This window comes from Chitinophaga hostae, assembly GCF_018224885.1.
Classification (GTDB): Bacteria; Bacteroidota; Bacteroidia; order Chitinophagales; family Chitinophagaceae; genus Chitinophaga; species Chitinophaga hostae.
On record NZ_JAGTXB010000025.1, the window covers coordinates 112,476 to 131,696 of the forward strand.

At 47.6% G+C, this 19,221-nt stretch carries 14 protein-coding genes; 5 read left to right on the forward strand and 9 right to left on the reverse strand.

Translation table 11 applies throughout. The annotated features are described in order from the left end of the window. Positions 1-16 precede the first annotated feature (16 nt). The 4 genes from KE626_RS31215 to KE626_RS31230 all read right to left on the reverse strand — a co-directional run bounded on the left by KE626_RS31215 (position 17) and on the right by KE626_RS31230 (position 3,812). A complete protein-coding gene (locus KE626_RS31215) occupies positions 17-1,369 on the reverse strand; it encodes a vanadium-dependent haloperoxidase (protein WP_249207829.1) in 1,353 nt (450 codons plus the stop codon). A 241-nt stretch (positions 1,370-1,610) separates the two neighbouring features. Next, entirely contained in the window at positions 1,611-2,363 is a 753-nt protein-coding gene (locus KE626_RS31220) for an AAA family ATPase (RefSeq protein WP_211977004.1), read from the reverse strand. A gap of 60 nt (positions 2,364-2,423) precedes the next feature. Further along, positions 2,424-2,903, reverse strand: a complete 480-nt coding sequence (locus KE626_RS31225; protein WP_211977005.1) for a DUF4943 family protein — start codon at positions 2,901-2,903, stop codon at positions 2,424-2,426. 81 nt (positions 2,904-2,984) lie between these two features. Continuing rightward, a complete protein-coding gene (locus tag KE626_RS31230) occupies positions 2,985-3,812 on the reverse strand; it encodes an alpha/beta fold hydrolase (protein ID WP_211977006.1) in 828 nt (275 codons plus the stop codon). A gap of 239 nt (positions 3,813-4,051) precedes the next feature. On the opposite strand from KE626_RS31230, the gene KE626_RS31235 reads away from it, so the two are divergent. Continuing rightward, positions 4,052-4,189 carry a hypothetical protein gene (locus KE626_RS31235; RefSeq protein ID WP_211977007.1) on the forward strand — a complete coding sequence of 46 codons (138 nt, stop codon included), beginning with the start codon at positions 4,052-4,054 and terminating at the stop codon, positions 4,187-4,189. Between the two features lie 144 nt (positions 4,190-4,333). Next, entirely contained in the window at positions 4,334-5,419 is a 1,086-nt protein-coding gene (locus KE626_RS31240) for an NADH:flavin oxidoreductase (RefSeq protein ID WP_211977008.1), read from the forward strand. Positions 5,420-5,533: 114 nt separating this feature from the next. Here the strand turns inward: KE626_RS31240 and KE626_RS31245 are convergent, their stop codons facing one another. From KE626_RS31245 to KE626_RS31265, 5 genes are all read right to left on the reverse strand, one after another. Next, a complete protein-coding gene (locus tag KE626_RS31245) occupies positions 5,534-6,313 on the reverse strand; it encodes an acyl-CoA desaturase (RefSeq protein ID WP_211977009.1) in 780 nt (259 codons plus the stop codon). A gap of 93 nt (positions 6,314-6,406) precedes the next feature. Next, positions 6,407-7,006, reverse strand: coding sequence for a Crp/Fnr family transcriptional regulator (locus KE626_RS31250; RefSeq protein ID WP_211977010.1), 600 nt, complete (start codon positions 7,004-7,006; stop codon positions 6,407-6,409). A 71-nt stretch (positions 7,007-7,077) separates the two neighbouring features. Further along, the gene (locus tag KE626_RS31255; protein ID WP_211977011.1) at positions 7,078-9,501 is read right to left on the reverse strand and encodes a TonB-dependent receptor; all 2,424 of its coding nucleotides are present in this window, start codon (positions 9,499-9,501) and stop codon (positions 7,078-7,080) included. A gap of 163 nt (positions 9,502-9,664) precedes the next feature. After that, positions 9,665-11,302 carry a SusD/RagB family nutrient-binding outer membrane lipoprotein gene (locus KE626_RS31260; protein WP_211977012.1) on the reverse strand — a complete coding sequence of 546 codons (1,638 nt, stop codon included), beginning with the start codon at positions 11,300-11,302 and terminating at the stop codon, positions 9,665-9,667. An 11-nt stretch (positions 11,303-11,313) separates the two neighbouring features. Then, on the reverse strand, positions 11,314-14,409 hold the full coding sequence (locus KE626_RS31265) for a SusC/RagA family TonB-linked outer membrane protein (RefSeq protein ID WP_211977013.1): 3,096 nt from the start codon (positions 14,407-14,409) through the stop codon (positions 11,314-11,316). A gap of 344 nt (positions 14,410-14,753) precedes the next feature. On the opposite strand from KE626_RS31265, the gene KE626_RS31270 reads away from it, so the two are divergent. From KE626_RS31270 to KE626_RS31280, 3 genes are all read left to right on the forward strand, one after another. Next, positions 14,754-15,989 carry an MFS transporter gene (locus KE626_RS31270; RefSeq protein WP_211977014.1) on the forward strand — a complete coding sequence of 412 codons (1,236 nt, stop codon included), beginning with the start codon at positions 14,754-14,756 and terminating at the stop codon, positions 15,987-15,989. Positions 15,990-16,153: 164 nt separating this feature from the next. Next, positions 16,154-17,854 (forward strand): GMC oxidoreductase, encoded by a 1,701-nt coding sequence (locus KE626_RS31275; RefSeq protein ID WP_211977015.1) that lies wholly within the window; start codon positions 16,154-16,156, stop codon positions 17,852-17,854. Between the two features lie 141 nt (positions 17,855-17,995). Continuing rightward, a complete protein-coding gene (locus KE626_RS31280; RefSeq protein ID WP_211977016.1) occupies positions 17,996-19,078 on the forward strand; it encodes a Gfo/Idh/MocA family protein in 1,083 nt (360 codons plus the stop codon). Positions 19,079-19,221 lie beyond the last annotated feature (143 nt).

Consider the following 19,221-nt stretch of genomic DNA (forward strand, 5'->3'; position numbering starts at 1 on the left):
CTATTCAATTTTCAATTTAATAATGTAGTGACAGTACCCGCTGCGCGATATTATTACCCGTTACTTTCCCGGCATCGCTGTCAAAGTCGTAGTGAATACCGCCATACACTCTTGATACTGCAGCTTCATTGATCATTTGTGTGAAGCTGCTGAAAGTGCGTGGCGAAAATCCGTCTGCCACTTTTTGATTGTCGGTAAATGCAAAGCTGTTTCCAAATTTTGCTGCTAGGATGTTACCGGCGGCGCCGGTAAAGGTAGCATGCCCTGAAGTGTAGGAGGGGAACGGCGGCGTACCGATGAGAGGCATCCAGCTGCTGTCTATGCTTGCACGGATAACAGATACCGGCCGGATGAGATTGAACCGGTATTTATATTTCCAGCAGAGTATACCGGCATCATTTAATCCTATGCCTACCTGTGCCAGCAGGGAGGCGGCAGCACCCAAACTCAGCTGTTGATCACCGGCCAGTTGGGCAGCAATAGCAATCAAATGTCCGGGAGGCGTGAAGGTACCGCCGCCGTCTGCCCAGTATTGAGCTATCAGCTTTTCTTCCGGCGTAAGCGTTTTTCCTTTCTGATAAACAAAATAGGCAGCCTTGTAAAAAACGCTGTTGGTATCTGTTGAAAATGCTGGCGGCAGGAGATAGGTCGTATCTGATGCGCGTGGTTTGAGCAGCGGGCGGTTGCTACCCCAGTAAGGCAGCATGGCACGCTGGAACTGTGGCGGAGTTGGTATCCAGAAACCAGGACCCACCGGTGGAATATAGTCGGTAGGGAAGTTGTTGAGGTAGCCGTCTTTACCACCGTCTGTGGTCGACCATTGGTAAATAGCACCGGCTATTGTTCTGCCAAAATTAACAGAGCGGGTAATTACGTCCGGAGAACAGCTGTCAGAATGCGCCAGCAGGTTATCATTTTCCAGCTGTGTGATCAGGTTCATATTTTCAACGCTGGCATTGGGAAACAAATTCTTGATAATCTGCGCCATGGCACTGTTGGCCGCAATCGCCCAGTTATATCTTTTCCACCTTTCCGGTGCAGGCAAACGACCAAGTCCGTTTAACTGACCGCCCAGGGACGCTCCGTTGTACATGCCGCCCAATACGGCTTCATGTAAGGTAATGCCGGTATAGGCAATTGCTCTCGCCGCTACAGGCGGCGTAAATCCGGCGCTCTCTTTAATTAGTTTTAATTCCAGCTGATACCAGGAAACAGGTACTGCCACATCCCCCGATACGGCGATTTTTGCTACCATTTCTTTTGATGACTTCGGAACCGGCTGGAGGGATACATCATTTTTTTTACATGCCAGCATACTGACAACAAAGAGTAGCCCGATGGAACGGGACAACAAACAAATAGATTTCATGTTTAGACTTTTTTCGAATGTTAATGACTAATGGTTAAATACAGATAGAACCGTTTACACGGAGGTTTTCCAGGCTAATTACTAATGGCCATTTTGAGAATCACTTAGGCAACAAAGATAACCGGGCACTACGCAGTCATTCGGCGTAGTAACGAAAAAAATAGCACAAGGCGTTATGAATTAAATGCAGTGCGACGCAATACTTTTAACCTGATAATTGTGTTGGGGCAGCTCTGAACATCTATTCTTTTCCCAGTAAGATTTTCAGCAGGTTTTCATAGTTATTGATAAACTGGTGGGAGATTTTATAATTCTCTGTTTCATTATAATTCGTTTTTCGTATCCCGCTTTCTGAAAGCTCGTAAATAGTTGCGTCGGGATAGGCCATTACGATAGGCGAATGTGTGGCGATAATAAATTGGGACTGCTGTTCAATCAACTCATGCATTCTCGACAGCATAGCCATCTGCCGGGCAGGAGAAAGGGCGGCCTCCGGCTCATCCAGTATATATAAACCATTGCCGGAGAAACGATGCATAAAAAGCGCCCAGAACGATTCCCCATGCGATTGTTCATGTAAAGACACGCCGCCATAATTGTTGATGACTTTGCCACCGCCTTCCGGCTCCGCATCCAGTTGCTCGATATTGGTACCCAGGTTGAAAAAACTTTCGCTTCGCAGGAAAAAACCATCCCTGGGCCGCACCGGCGCCCTGGCTATTCTCAGGTATTCGTGCAGTATGGAATGTGAAGCCCGGGTGGCGAAATTGAAATTGATGGTACCACCTTCGGGGTTAAATCCACAAGCCACCGCAATGGCTTCAATAAGCGTGGATTTCCCCATCCCGTTTTCACCGGAGAGATAAGTTACTTTCGGATGAAACTGCAGGGAGGAGAAGTTTTTCAGCGCAGGAATATTAAAAGGATAGGCCTTTGTTGGAGGCACCTTCTCTTGTTTTAAACTCAGCTCTATTAATCCCCTTTTTGTAACCATGGTGGCTCCTTAGTTTTCACGAAAATAAGCGACTTGCCTGAAATGAAGATTAAATAGTCTTCACCATTTAAAGGGCGTGCCTTCCAGCGGCGAAATGTTTTTCAGCTCCGCCGCGGTTTTGTCTTTGTGCTGATCCCACCAGCTGGTGTAAAGTCCCGCCACTTCTGCTAACTCCACTTTTCGTTGCGGCGCCGTGGTATCAGTGATAAACGGACGGTTGGAAACGCCCACTGGCCTTTGCTGCCGGATGCTCTCCACGGTATACAGGATAATCATGCCTACTTTTTGAGGACCATAGGCTGCCGCCGAGAGGGCCGGTATAGGGTAGTTTTCAATGATATCGTTGTTGCCCGCCTGCTTAAGCAGCACACCAATATCTTTCTTCTCCAGCTTTGGAAGAATATCGTATTTCGGATATTTATTGGCGGTTAACAGCGATACATATTTTGCAGCATCATCCTTGTCCTGAAGGGCTTTGTTTTCCTGGCAGGCGTTTACAGAAAGCGCAGCTGCACACAATATCAACCATATGTATTTCATCTTACAGAATTATAAATAAAAAAATGCCGGCTTAACATTACATCCGGGAACATAGTGAAAAGCCGGCATTCCAACAAGCGGTCAACCTTTGAGAAATGCATTTATCAATACAGTCACGAGGTCCGGGGTCTTGCTATTCTTATCAGGTGTGCATATTTCGCCTATATATTCACCATGTACTCCGGGAAGAATGGCCACCTGTGCATGTGCTAACAGATGTGATAAAACAAGGGCGCTCTCCGGGAGCACAACATCCTTGTCGCCATTGATGATCAGCGCGGGCGCTTTTATTGCCTTTATATCGGCGTCGCTGATGTCTTTAAAATTCATCATCCTGGTCCGGTCCCTGTCAAACATCTTCTGAAGCCCGGCAGGGTCAGGATTAGCTGCTAAATAAGCTTCTTTCAGCGGTGGGGGCATACTATTTTTCAGGGTGGCATTGGCAAACCCGTCAAAGAAGCCGGGAGGCAGATTGTCGCGGCGAAAGGTAGTAGCAATCAATACCAGTTTATTCACTACTTCCGGGTGCCGGATAGCTATCTGCAAGGCATCGGTACCTCCGTTGCTGAAACCCATAATATCCGCTTTCGGGATGTGGAGTTGTTTGAGCAACGCCACCACATCGTCTGCATCCTGTTCAAAACTGTAGGGACGATCAATATCCGGTGTATGTCCGTGAGCCTGTGTTTCTATGGCAATCACCTGGCGGTTTTCAGCCAATGCAGGAAGTATGCGCGCCCAGTTAGACTGTATCGTAGAGCCGCCGCCATGAATCAGTACCAGTGGACTGCCACTGCCATGTATTTCGTAATACATCTTTAAGCCATTCACCGTTGCATAGCGGCCTGTCTGTGCATTTACCTGTATTGTTATTAATAGAGAAAGCAGTATTGCTACCTGGTATCGCATATGATATTTGTTTTTTGATGAAACAAACTTAGATCAAAATATTTTTCAGGAGTGGTGGTGAAACAGCCAATTTAAGGGGCAATTCCGTCAGCCGCCAGATGAAAATAACCCGTTAACAGTAGATAACATTCCAAACCCTACTCTGGCACAGTTTTATCATTTACTGTAGCAGAATACGGAGTAAACGGCCTGCAGACGCGTACTTCCATTCATTCATCACTTATACAAATCTTCCAATCATGAAAACGTTAAAATATCTCATCATCGCTGTTTTACTCGTATCCGGTTTAAGCAGCTGCCTGGTGGTCCGCGACCGTCCCGGGTATTATCACCCACGCCCTCATTACCATCACCACTGGCATGGCGGCTATTATTAACAGCAACAGATTACCTGGCAGAATGAAGATGTTCCATGACCATGGAACATCTTTTTATTGACCACCCATTAACCCCATAAAAAAATAAAGCCGGTTTGTCCCCCTTTTGCTTTTTCGATCGTCATCAACTCGAAATCATAGCATATGCACACCACAAGTTTATTCAAACCGTTCAGCTTAAAATCGCTGAACACCCGGAATCGTTTTGTAATGTCTGCCATGACCCGGTCATTTTCCCCCGGAGGCATCCCGGGCGATAATGTCGCTGCCTACTACCGCAGAAGGGCTGAAGGAGAGGTGGGACTGATTATTTCGGAGGGCGCCGCTATCGACCGGCCATCTGCCGCTGGTAACAGGGATGTTCCCTCATTTTATGGCGAAGCATCGCTGGCTGGCTGGCAAAATGTGCTCGGCAGCGTACTGCTGGCCGGTGGACAAATGGCGCCACAGCTCTGGCACGCTGGTATACAGGAAAACAGGGATCCGGGATGGGCGCCCCCGGCAGCTTTTGAAGGACCATCCGGTATTGGTAACGGAAGGGCCATGACGGATGCAGATATTGCAGACACCATTGCCGCTTTTGGCAGGGCGGCCGCAAATGCAAAAGCGATGGGTTTTAACAGCATCGAAATCCAGGGCGCACATGGCTACCTGTTGGATCAGTTTTTCTGGCCCGATACCAATCAGCGGACCGATTTCTTTGGTGGTAAAACCCTGGCAGAGCGCAGCCGGTTTGCAGCAGAAGTAACCAAAGAAGTGCGTAAACAGGTGGGGGCCGGTTTTGCGCTGATGATGCGGGTATCGCAATGGAAATTCACAGATTATGACAGTAAACTGGCAAAGGATCCGGAAGAAATGGCCTCCTGGCTTACTCCACTGGCAGATGCGGGCGTAGATATTTTCCATTGCTCCACGCGCAGGTTCTGGCAGCCTGAATTTGAAGGCTCGGATCTCAACATGGCCGGATGGGCCAAAAAACTTACCGGTAAAGCTACGATCACTGTTGGCTCGGTGGGCCTGGATTCGGATGTGACAGCGCTTTACAGAGGACAAAATTCAGCACCTGCATCCATCGATGAACTGGTACGCAGAATGGATAAGGGGGAGTTTGACCTGGTGGCGGTGGGCCGTTCGTTGCTCGCAGATCCATACTGGGTGCAGAAAATCAGGGATGGACGTACCAACGAACTACAGGGTTTTAATGCGGCGGCATTAGGGACATTGATATAGATAGCGTAAAGCAAAAAGCAGAAGGCATAAAGCTATTGTTGCGGATGATTAAAGCGTAACTAACATTTGCTGTCGTCATCCGCTGCAATAGCTTTATGCTTTCTGCTTTTCGCTTTACGCTGCTTTTACTTGCTTCTGCCGTGCCTGCGTAACCAATGCTGGTTTCAGTTTAATGATGCCAACAACATTCAGCAGTTTCATCACCTGGTAACTGGGATCCAGCTCATACCATTTCTTGGCAAAGTTAGGGCTGTCTTTGAACTTGTGATGGTTGTTCTGAAACAGTTCTCCCATCAGTATAATACCCCAGGGAGATGTATTCCGGGAATGATCATGATTATCGAAATTCTGATAGCCGTATTTATGACCACACCAGTTCACAATGGCGCCCTGTACAGGTCCCATCAGGAAATGAATGGGCAGTAATAAATACAGGTACCACATTCCGGCCGGCACAAATACCACATAGAACGCTACATAAGCGGCCATCCAGGCAAAGCGGGTGATATTGCTGTCGCCGAATTTATCCATGGCATCCCATTCCGGTAGCGGCTCCGCAGTAAACTTAGGATCTACCGTGCTGGTACGGGTTACAAATCCATTGTAGATTTTACGGGTTTGTATCATCATTCCCCAAACGTCTTTAAAGAAATGGGGGGAATGCGGATCGTGCTCGGTATCGCTGAACTCGTGGTGCATGCGATGCATAACGCCATAAGCCCTCGGAATCAGGTAAGAAGAACCCTGGAAAAACCAGGTGCTGAAATAAAAGAAACGCTCCCAGAATTTACTGGTAGTATACATCTGGTGGGATGCGTATCTGTGTAAATAGAATGTGTGAAAAAACAGGGAAAAGAACCAGTGCACACAAAAAAATATCAGGATCGCTGTCATTGTAAAATGTTGATGCTATTTTTCCAGTCGTGTAGCATCATCCGGCAAAATTAGGCCCTGCATCTTTCTTTTCCATTCACATATGTGAATAAATCAGCGCGTATCTGTTAATTCTTTCCTTAAACGGCTGAGGCTCTGTGGTGCTATCCCCAGGTAGGAAGCAATATGATAGTGGGAGAATTTATTCAGCAAATACGGCTCCTCCTTTAATAACTGCAGGTATCGCTCCTTGGCAGATTTGGTAAACAGGCTGAATGCGCGCTCGGAGGTATAGTAAAATCCTTTCTCTGTAAATATTTTTACTATTTCATGCATTTTTGCGGATGCCGCCAGCATAGTCAGGAAGTTTTCATGGCGCAGTTCTACCGCCTCCATATCCTTTATTACCTCCACCGTAAGGGCCGATGGCGTTTGGTTAATAAAGCTGTGATGATCTATGATAATTGAATTTTCAAAAAGTGCATCGGGGTCGTTGAAGTTGAAGGTCCATGTATACTCCTGTCCCTGTGAATTTACAAAATAAGACCTGGCAGACCCTGAAATAACAAAATACATGGCCGCGGCTATGTTGCCGCTTTTCAGTATGACCTCATTGGCCTTGTATTTTTTTGATGTGAGAAAGCTGGTTAAAAATTCCGCATCATCCTCATTCAGGGTAGTATACCTGGAAATAAAATCTGTAATTATTTTCATCGGCCCAAAAATCAGTTCATTAGTAATGAATCATAGCCGAAAGTACAAATTCCTGGTAACAACACCCGGTTTTAGAACTTCCAGGCGAAGCCCGCCACAATGTTTCGTGGTTGCTGCGGGTTGATAGACCAGTAACCGGTATAATATACCTCATTGGTAATATTGTTGACGGCAAAGGAAATCCTGAATTTTTTGGCGTTGTAAAATATACTGCCGTTCAGCAGTGTATAGGATGGCAACAGGAAAACACCGGTAACGCTGTTGTCAATTACCTTGTATACTCCCGCATAATTTCCGCCGGCGCCAATCCCGAAATTTTTCAGGATGCCGTAGCTGAATTTATAAGTCGCCCACAGGTTAACCAGGTGCTGAGGCCCCTGTCCGCCGGGGTTTCTGCCCGGTTGTCCATAGAAATCGTCTTTGTCGCCGGAAATAATTTTGGTGTCGTTGTAGCTATACCCGGCAATGATATTCAGCCCGGCTGCAGGACTGGTGTTCAGTTCTATTTCAAATCCTTTGCTGCCTACTTTGCCGCCCTGTGTAACGCTGTGCTGGTTAGCCGGATCAGGCATTACCCTGTCGGATACTTTTATGTCGTACACGGAAGCAGTACCGGTAAATTTTCCGTTAAACAGGATACTTTTTACGCCATATTCAAACTGGTTGGCATGCTCCGGCTTGAAAGATTTTACCCGGGTATTGCTGCCGTCTGCATCCGACACCTGTTGCGGGGCCACATTGATAAAGGAGTTCATGTAGTTGGCAAACAATGATATTTTATTCAATATAGGTTGATATACGAGGCCAAATTTCGGCGAAACGGCAAACTGATGGTAGTCGTCATCCGGATCGCTTTTGTCGCCTTTTGAATCGAAGTAGTCGGCCCGTAAACTTACCATCGCCATCAGCGCAGGAGTAATATTGAGTACATCCGATACATAGGCGCTGTAGGAACTGTTGGAGATATCTGTTTTGGTGTTGTCCAGCGGCGCCAGCAGCTGGTTCACTGATGCCATAGTCAGGTAAACCGGCGGCAGCGGAGCGCCTGTTTCCGGGTTGAAATAGCCGATCTCTCCCTGTGGCGTTACATTTCTTCCTACACCCCATCCCGAGCTGTTTTCCACTACATGTCGGTGATAGTAATCCAGGCCCAGGAGCAACCGGTTCCTCAGCTGACCGATTTTGAAATCGCCGTTGAAATTTTGCTGGATATCCAGAGAGTTGGTTTGCTGGTTTACATAGTGAAAATATTGCTGGAACCATTTATCGCCCGGCACATCATCCCAGATATAAGTATAGACACCATCTGATTTTACTCTTCCGGCAGATACCACTGTTTGGGAATTCCATTGGGAAGATAATTTATACAACATCTGTGCCTGCAGGTTGAAGCGCGGATTTTTTATAGTAAGGTCGTTGCTGGTAAACGATAGCTGGTTGTTCAGGTTGAGGGCAGCCACCGTTTTGAAATCCAATGGCGCCGCCCTGTTCGACTGGAAAAAGATGGGGGCTACAGCTCTCTTTTCCTGTAGTATTTCCGCCATAACACTAAAGGATAAACGATTATTTACTTCGTAGGACAAAGAAGGCGCAATAAAGAACGACTTCTTAAATCCTGCATCCTGGAAGGTATGCTCTGTATGAAGGGCGCCGTTTAAGCGGAATGCAATCTTTTTCTTTTTGCTCAGGGGAGTATTGATATCGATGGTGAGCCTGTTAAGATCAAAGCTGCCTACGTTATAAGCCACCTCACCACCAAAGGTATAATATGGTTTCTTGGTGATGGTGTTGATAATACCGCCATAGTTAGCGAAGCTGCCACCGAAAAGGGTGCCGGAAGGCCCTTTGATGACCTCTATCTGCTCAATATCTGCCGGATCGGGGTTACCACTGGTAATACCGGGTAAGCCATTATATAAGGAAGGCTGTGCATCAAAGCCCCGTAACGCAAAATAGGCGCCGCCATCGCCGGCTCTCCCGGTCGATTCCCAGGTCCTGGTGATGCCCGGCACATTGCGTAACGCCTCATCATAATTGGAAATTATTTGCTGTTGTAAGAGCTCGGAAGATACGGTGCTGTATACCTGCGGATTCTCCAGTTTTTCCAGGGGCATTTTGGCAACTGTTTTATTTTCCCTGTTAACGTTCCTGGATGATATGGTTATTTCCCGCAGCTGGGCTGCATTTTCAGGCAATTCAACATCAACTTTGGCGGTTTGCCCCGCCACCACGGTCACTGCTTTTTCCTGCGCATTGGATGCTACGTTGGTAACGATAACGGTCCACTGACCCGGTTTTACATTTTTAATCGTATACTCGCCGCGATCATTACTGATATCGCCCCACTTACCGTTTTGAATCCTCACGGTAACAAACGCCGCCGGATTGCCATCGCTGGTAGTAATAACGCCTTTTACAGTGCCGGTGTTTTGTGCGTATACAGTAGTTGTGACAGAGAGTATTGTTATGATTAAAAGAAACAGCCTTTGCAGCATGGATGAAGTTGTTTGGTTGACAGAAACAATTTGATGCTGTAAAATTGTTTCATCGGCAGGGGTTTTTGTTATTCCGATCGGGAAAATGATTTACGAGATGCGGAAATAGTTAGGACAAAAAAGAGGAGGCCATGTGCCTCCTCTTTTTTGATCCCGGGTTTTGTTACTTATTCCACCAGATCTTCTCAGCAATATAGTTTGCATTATTGGCGCCAGGTGCAGCTTTCAGTACCTGTTCAATATTGTAATTGATTTCATAGCTGGCAATCGCAAAGCGCCGGGGCCAGTCGGTTTGGTTGGGATAGTTCAGCGCATTTACATGGGCAGGACGTTTGAATCCTTTATACACGCCGGTTACTTCGTTATAGTTGCCTGCGGCATCGGCACAATAGTTCATCCGGCGCAGGTCTGCCCAGTTTTCCGGGGAGTACGACAGGGCAATGTATTTCTGGATCATGATATTACTAAGCGTCAGGTTAGCTGCATTTTGCTCAACAGAGCTGCTGCTGAGAAACGCGGTAATTTTGGCCGGTGGAATGGCCATCAGCTCCAGGTGCGCCTGTATGCCGGCTTTATACGCTGCCAATGCCTCCACATTTTTATGTTGCCTGAAATAGATCTCCGCTTCAATGAAGCGCAGCTCTGCACTGGTAAACAGCAAGCCCTGGGCGTTGCGGCGGGTGTACCGGGTACCGGTAGACTGTATACGATCAGTTGCGCTGGGTGCGTAAGGCGTTTTACGCATGATCACATAGATAGAGTCCTTTTTATTAAAGGTGTTGGTGGCTGCGTTATAGCTGTATGATACGGGACCGCTGTTAGTAATGCCGGAGGTCATATCCACGCCCTGTGTGCGGTGCAGTACGCCGTTCTGATCAGCCATGCTCGGGATCAGCGAGTCTACCCGCGGATCTTCCATATTATTGGCGCCTTTGGGAGCGCCTGTATAATTATTGGTCAGGTAGTTGAGGTACAGCAGGGTTATCCTGGCGGAAGTACCGGTATTGCTGTATTGCAGGGCTTCTTTGGCGGTGCTTGTCACCAACGGACCTTCATCCACATATTGCATAATGGTGTTTTGATCTTTCGACTGCGGTCCTTTGGAGGCTGCATCCAGTACTGCCTGTGCATTAAAAGCGGGCAGGTTGGAGGTATGATTCAGAAAGCGGGCTTTTAATCCATAGGCCAGCCTGATCCAGTTATCCGTTTTTCCGTTATTGAGCACATCGCCTTTTGCCAGCGAAGGAGCGGCAGGGCCTTGTGTTTTCTGCAGATCAGCAATACCCTCGTCGAGCAATGCCAGCACTTTTTCCTGTATATAAGCGGCTTCGTCAAACTTTGGGGTAATGATGCCTACGCTGTCAAACTGGTCATAGGGCATTACGCCGTATACATCTGCCAGCGTACCAAAGCCCCATGCCTTGATAATTTTAGCCACCCCGGCGTAATGATAGGCCTGTACTTTTTCGGCGGCGGTAATGAGCGGTTTAACGTTTACGGCGGCATTTACGTACCAGCATTGCCAGGGCCAGCCAATATTGGCGCTGTTGGATACCCAGCCGGTGAGGTTGTAGTTATTGCCACCGCTAAGGTAGGTGACGGCCAGTTGCTGTGATAAAAATGCCGCCCTGGTACCGGTGCTTTCATATGCATCGCAGAACTGCGCAATTAATGGAGGTAGTCTTTGTTCAGCAGTAGGTACCGTTGCATTGGCACTGTTTGGATTATCGTTTATATCAACCCATTTTTTGCAGGAGCTGAACACAACAGAAAGACTCAGTATATAAAGTAGTTTTTTCATTTTCCTGACATTTAGAATTTAAGATTTAAGCCAATGGTAAACCCGGAAGTAGCCGGCACACCGCAATAATCGATACCTGCGGAGCCGGAGCCAGTAACGCCTGCGCCGGAGGTACTGGTTTCAGGATCCATACCGGAATAGTTGGTGAACAACAGCAGGTTGGTACCCGTAGCCGTGATAACAGCGCCCCTGAGCCAGGGTGTTTTGGTAAGCACACGGTGAGGCAATGAATAGGAGAGCGATACAGAACGAAGACGCATCCAGTTCACTTTCTCCAGGAAAAATGGTGCGTTGTTCAGGTAAATATCCCGGTAGTATTTTTCTGAAGCCTTTACCGTTTTGGTAACCGGTTCAAACTTACCGCTGGTGGGATTTTTGGCAACGCCGCTGAAAGTGATATCGCTGTTCCTGTTTTCTGTACGCTCGCTTAATCCATACTGGGTAAGCAGGTAGTCGGTGCCGTTATATACATCGCCACCTACACGGAAATCCCACAGGAAGGAGAGATTGAAGTTTTTATAACTGAAATTGTTGTTCAAACCACCGAGCAGATCCGGCTCACGGTTACCGATATACGTAGTGGTGGAAACGCTGGTAACAGGATACCCGGTATTCCAGTCGAGGAGGAGGTTACCGTTTTCATCTCTCTGCCAGGTAGAGCCACTGATGCCCATAAAAGGCCCGTCGTTAAAGGATGCTGCCTTGGCATTCACCAGGTGCACATCGGTTACATACAGGATAGGCAGTGCGCCAGGTAAGGTTTTTACTACTCCTTTATTATGGGAGGCGTTGAGCATTACTTCCCAGCTGAAATTTTTGTTCTTAATGGGGGTGGCAGTGATGGTAAGTTCCATCCCTTTATTTTCGATGGTGCCGGTGTTAACGGAACTCAGGATATAGCCCGTAGCGTTACTTACGCGGGGCGTAAGGATCTGGTCTTTACTGGTGGTGATATAATAGGTGAAGTCCATACCCAGTCTGCCGTTAAGGAACCGCATTTCCGTACCAAACTCAGTGGAGTAGGTAGCTTCCGGTTTCAACTCATCATTACCGCGCGACCAGTAGTTGCGGAAACCACCGCCAATAGTGAGTTCCGGGCCGAACAGGGAAGTGGCTGTCTGGTACGGGGGCGCCACTTTACCCACCTGCGCCCAGGAGGCACGAACTTTACCAAAGCTGAGGATATTGTTTTTAGGCATTAGCTCTGTAAATACCAGGCTTCCGCTTACGGAAGAGTAAAAGAACGACTGATTTTTTACAGGCAGGGTAGAGGAGATATCATTGCGCCCGGTAGCGCTGAGGTACACCATGTTTTTATAAGACAGGCGCAGGTCGCCATAAAACCCTGCCAGTCGCGTGCGACTGATACCCTGGCTGATATACTGGTTTTCTTTTGCGGCGTTGTTAATACTCACAAAATTAGGGATGGTGAAATTCTCAGCACGGGCGGAATTGGATTTCAGGTAAGTATCTTCAGATGTTGTTCCCAATAACAAACTGGCATCCCAGTCTTTATGAAAAGTTTTATGGAAAGTGAGCATCAGGTTGGAGTTTACATAGTTGTAATTCCGGTCTGTTTCCGACAGCATACCGCTCTGCCAGCCTAATTTTACGCTGGATCCCGGTGCTATCAGGTTGCTGAGTTGCGTGTAGTAGTTGTCTACGCCCAGTCGGTAATTCACATCCAGCCAGTTGGTCACTTTTGCATTGATGTAAGCGGAGCCGATAAAACGCGAAGTTTTATCCGACTGGGGGTTCTTGTAGAGGATCCAATATGGGTTGTCGGTATCGAGGTCCAGGTCAAGATCAGGTAGCAGCCGGTGCTTGGTACCGTCGGGATTCAACCAGACTTTCATGTCGTCATTCCGGGGCCAGGCCACAATACTTTCCATGTAGCCGCTGCCGCCGGCTGCCCACAAGCCGCTGCCGGTGAGCGTTTTCTGGGTTTGACTGCGTGCATAGGTAGCATTTACACCAAAGGTAAAAATGCCGATCTTCTGTTCGCCGTTAAACCTTACGGTAGAGCGGGTAAAGTTGGTGGTGGGCACTACGCCGGACTGGTCAAGGTTGGAGGCCGACAGGTAGAAGTTGCCTGTTTGAGAACCACCGGAAATGGCCAGGCTGTTATCAAATGCGTTGGCGGTTTTAAAAAAATCAGCCATGTTGTTGTAGATATGATCACCGGGTTGAAATTTATCTCCCCAGGAGTAGGCTGTTTGATCATTTAAGGTGCCGGTATAGTAGGACCCCTGTTTATAGGTACCTTGTTGTTTGGGCAGGCGGTTTACCCAGTTGGTGGTATAACGGCTGCTAACGGTGCCGGTTATATTACCGGCGCTGCCTTTTTTTGTGGTGATCACAATGGCGCCGGCGGCGGCACGTAAGCCATAGATGGCTGCTGCTGCGGGCCCTTTCAGCACTGAAATAGATTCAATATCTTCCGGGTTGATGTCCATCGCACGGTTGCTGTAGGTGGTCGACTGGTTAATGGAACCGTCGAAGGCGCTGTTGTCGCCCTGTCCTGTGGAGTTGTCCATAGGCATACCATCAATTATAAACAGCGGCTGGTTGTTACCTTCCAGTGAGGTGCCGCCGCGGATAATGATAGAGGCAGATGAACCGGGCGCACCGCCGGAGTTGGTAATGTTTAAGCCGGCTATTTTTCCGTTCAGGGAATTTACCAGGTTGGCATCTTTATTTTTGAGCAGCTCCACGGATTTAATATCCTGTGCGGCATACCCCAATGCCTTTTTTTCTCTTTTGATACCCATGCCCGTCACAATCACCTGTTCCAGTGCGCTGGAGGCGGTATGCATCTTTACGTCGATGGTGGCGCTTTCGCCTGGTTTGATACTTTGACTTTCGTAACCGATAAAAGAAAATTCCAGGCTTTCTCCTGGCTGAACAGGGATACGGAACGATCCCCTGGCATCCGTTTGTGTATTGCGGTTGCTGCCTTTAATACGAACTGTTACACCAGGCAGCGGGCTGCCATCGTCAGACAGAACGGTGCCGGTAACTGCTTTTCGTTCCTGTGCATATAGGGAGATGGAGCACAGGAGCATTACCAGCGAATAAATCGCTAATAACCGGAGAGGTTTTCTCATGTTTTGTTGTTTTAAATGTTTGGTTGAAAATTATGCGCGTTCGGGTTGTTTCTACATGATTTTGATGATCCAGGCTTTACAGGTTTACATTCGGGTTTGATTGTGTTGCACAGTATGGGTCACTACATTGTTACTATAATGTTACATAAATATCATACTAAGATAATAGCTAAATATACGATGTGTTAATAGTAAATTCTCCTTTATTGTAATATTTTTCGGGTTCGTGTTTAATATAATGTGAAGCGATGGATGCGAGCCTGTCGCAGGCAGTTCCTGTTTTTATTTTTGAAAAAAAGCGCCCCTGGCAGGATTACCCCGGCCATATTTAACGTCTTTATGGAATGAATAAAACAAATAACAAGCGCGCACAACTATTTTCTATACCTGTAATGGTAGCAGCACTGGGCTATTTTGTAGATATTTACGACCTGCTGCTGTTCAGCATCGTACGCATCCCGAGTTTAAGAGCTTTGCAGGTGGCGGAAAACGAATTATTAAGTAAGGGCATTTACCTGATCAACATGCAGATGGCGGGGATGCTGCTAGGCGGTATTTTATGGGGCATTTACGGCGACAAAAAAGGAAGGCTCTCGGTATTATTTGGATCTATCCTGTTATACTCCCTTGCTAATATCGCCAATGGCTTTGTAACTACCGTTGATCAATACGCGCTGTTGCGTTTTATAGCTGGTATTGGTCTTGCCGGTGAACTGGGCGCCGGCATTACGCTGGTGGCGGAAATACTGCCAAAGGAAATACGGGGTTACGGTACTACGATCGTATCTGCCGTGGGTGTATTAGGCGCTGTGCTGGCGTACCTGGTGGCAGATATGTTTGACTGGAAAGTAGCTTATTTTATCGGTGGCGGGCTCGGACTTGCGCTGCTGATACTCCGGTTTAATGTATTTGAATCCGGTATGTTTAAGCAGGTGAAAAAAGAAGCTGCATCGCGGGGTAATTTCTTTGCGCTGTTTACTTCTGCGGCGATGTTTTACAAATACCTGCGCTGTATTTTAATTGGTTTGCCTATCTGGTTTGTGATAGGTGTACTGGTAACTTTCTCACCAGAATTTGGGAAAGCCATCGGGCTTAGCGAAACTGTTTATGCGGGTAAGTCGGTGATGTTTTGTTATATCGGTCTGTCCCTGGGAGATATCAGCAGCGGTCTTTTGAGCCAGTACATGAAAAGCCGGCGGAAATCTGTATTGATTTTTATATTACTGACACTCGTTACGGTAGCTGTCTACCTGACACAAACCTCCCAAAGCATTTTTATTTTCTACGCTTTATGTGGTATGCTGGGATTTGCGATCGGCTACTGGGCGCTATTTGTCACCATAGCCGCCGAGCAGTTTGGTACCAATCTCCGGGCAACGGTAGCTACTACTGTTCCTAATTTTGTGCGTGGCAGCGTGAATATATTTACGCCGCTGTTCCTGTTGCTGAAAGATCATATCAACGTTACCGGCGCCGCCGGCGTGATTGCCATGGCTACTATCATTCCTGCATTGCTGGCGCTCTGGAAAATGCAAGAAACATTTTCGAAAGATCTGAACTATACCGAGCAGGCCGCGTAGAAGAAACTTTAACTTTCTATTTGCAGTGATACCGCTATTTTCACCTGATCATACTTTGTATGCTGAAGCATTTCGTGCGGTAGCCTTTCTTCCACTCATACCAAAATCCCTTTTGCTTTTCCATTATTTTATTATTTTCCGGCGTCACCAATAACATCGGCAGTATGATCAACCTGAACCTTAAAGCGAAAGGATTAAATACCTACGACGCTATTGTAGTAGGCTCCGGTATTTCCGGCGGCTGGGCTGCAAAAGAGTTATGCGAAAAAGGCCTCAAAGTACTGATGCTGGAGCGTGGAAAACAACTGGAGCATATTAAAGATTATACCACTGCTACCAAAGCGCCCTGGGAAGTGCAGCACAGGGGCGCTCTTACCAATACGCAAAAGAAAGAGCATCCTTTTCTCATCCGTGAAAGAGTATATACCGAATTTAATGAGCGCTACTGGCTCAAAGATGAAGATAGTCCTTACACCGAGAAAAAACGTTTCGACTGGGCCCGCCCGGATATTGTAGGCGGCCGCTCTATCATGTGGGGCCGCGGATCGCTCCGGCTCAGTGACCTGGATTTTGAAGCCAATATAAAAGAAGGTATTGGGATCGACTGGCCTATCCGGTATAAAGATATCGCTCCCTGGTATGATCATGTGGAAGCTTTTGCGGGAATCAGCGGACAAGCAGAAGGGATACCGCATTTGCCGGATGGGATTTTTCAGCCACCCATGGAAATGAACTGTTTTGAGAAACAGGTAAAAGGCAGGATAGAAACGGCTTTCCCTGGCCGGAAGATGACAATTTTCCGCACTGCCAATCTCACACAACCGATTGGGGACCGGGGAAAATGCCAGTACCGCGACCGCTGCGCCAGGGGATGCCCGTTTGGCGCGTATTTCAGCACACAGTCGTCCACATTGCCTGCTGCGGTTAAAACGGGTAATCTTACCCTGCAGCCGGATGCTATTGTAAACAGTATTATTTATGATGAAAATAAAGGTAAGGCCGTTGGTGTGAGAGTGATCGACAAGCATACCAAAGAAATGCAGGAATTTTACGCCAAAATTATCTTCCTCAATGCATCTGCGCTTGCCAGTACCTTTGTGCTGATGAATTCCGTGTCGAATCGCTTTCCGCGTGGTATAGGCAACGATAGCGGTGTATTAGGGCATTACCTGATGGATCATCATTTTCATGCCGGCGCCAGCGGTATATCAGACGATTTTAAAGATAAATACTATCACGGTCAGCGGCCGGCAGGATTTTATATCCCCCGTTTCCGGAATGTAGGATCAGATAAACGCAGCTATCTGCGGGGATTTGGGTATACAGGCTACAGCAACCGCAGCGGATGGTCGCGCGGCATCGCTGAACTGGGCATAGGCGATGCATTTAAAGACTACTTATCCGAACCAGGCCCCTGGCAAATGGGACTGATGGGTTTTGGCGAATGCCTGCCCTATGAAGAAAACCAGGTTACGCTGGACCATAGCGTAAAAGACGCCTGGGGACAGCCTGTATTACAGCTCAACTGCGAATTCAAAGACAATGAACGGCAAATGCGCAAAGATATGGATGCGGATGCCGCCGCCATGCTGGAGGCAGCGGGACTGAAAAATGTACAGCCTTTTGCCAGGGACTCATATCCCGGTATGGCGATACATGAAATGGGAACGGCTCGTATGGGTAAAGATCCCCGTACTGCTGTATTGAATGAATGGAACCAGGTGCATAGCGCAAAAAATATCTTCGTTACCGATGGAGCCTGTATGACCTCTTCGGCCTGTCAGAATCCTTCACTGACCTATATGGCGCTTACGGCAAGGGCCGCCGATCACGCAGTAAAAGAACTGAAGCGTCAACAGCTGTAAAGCTCCGCAGACTGCTACGCATCAGCGGTGATATCCAACGGATGTGCGCATGTGGCAAAATCAGAGGGTCACCGCAATATTTGTAAATCTATCTATGGAAATGTATCTTACCATCCGGTAATAAAAATAAAACGTGTTTGTATGTCTGAACCGGTAAAACCTTTACGTGTATTGGTAGTAGGTTGTGGTAATATGGGGGCTTCCCATGCTACTGCCTATCATACATTGGATGGATTTGAGATCTGTGGCCTTGTTTCTTCCGGCGCCAGCAAACAGGTGCTGAACGATAAGTTGGGTGGCGGCTATCCCCTGTATAGCGATTATCAGGCGGCGCTGGCAGCAACTAAACCCGATGCCGTTTGTATTTCCACCTACCCGGATACGCATGAAAACTTTGCTATTGCTGCCCTGGAAAAGGGATGTCATGTATTTATAGAAAAACCGCTGGCAGATACGGTAGCGGGTGCAGAACGCGTGGCAGAAGCGGCACGCAGGGCGGACAGGAAGCTGGTGGTGGGTTATATACTCCGGCATCATCCTTCCTGGCAAAAATTTGTGGAGCTGGCCCATCAGCTGGGTAAACCATTGGTAATGCGGATGAATCTCAACCAGCAAAGCCAGGGAAGCAAATGGATGGTACACCGTAACCTGCTGCAAAGTTTGAGTCCTATTGTGGATTGCGGCGTACACTATATCGACGTCATGTGCCAGATGACCCGCTCAAAACCCGTGCAGGTAAGCGCTATCGGCGCCCGGCTTTCCAACGATGTACCTGCCAATAACTATAACTACGGCCAATTGCAGATTCGCTTTGAAGATGGCTCGGTAGGCTGGTATGAAGCGGGGTGGGGGCCTATGATGAGTGAAACCGCCTTCTTTGTAAAAGATGTGATTGGTCCGGAAGGCGCGGTATCCATTGTAGCGAAAGAAGCCGGCAGCGCCGGTAAATCGGATAACGTGGCCGCACATACGAAAACAGAGTCGTTGCGTTTTCACCACGCCGCCCTTGATAAGAACGGCGCTTTTGAAAAAGAAGACACCTGGATAAGCATGGACGACGAACCTGATCACCAGGAGCTGTGCGACCGCGAACAACTGTACTTTCTACATGCCATCCGGGAAAATACTGATCTCACCGATCATGTACAGGATGCGGTGAACAGTCTTCGTATCGCATTTGCATGCGACGAATCCGTACGCACTGGTCGCGTGGTGATGCTTTGATGTTCCTATGCTAGGATTTTTTTTTGCCCAGGATTAACGGTGATTATGATGATTTTCAGGATTTTTTCTTTTAGATTTTTTAACAGTATTGTCCGACTAAAATAAATGTTTAAGGCATAAAAAAGGGGACGAAGCCCCCAATA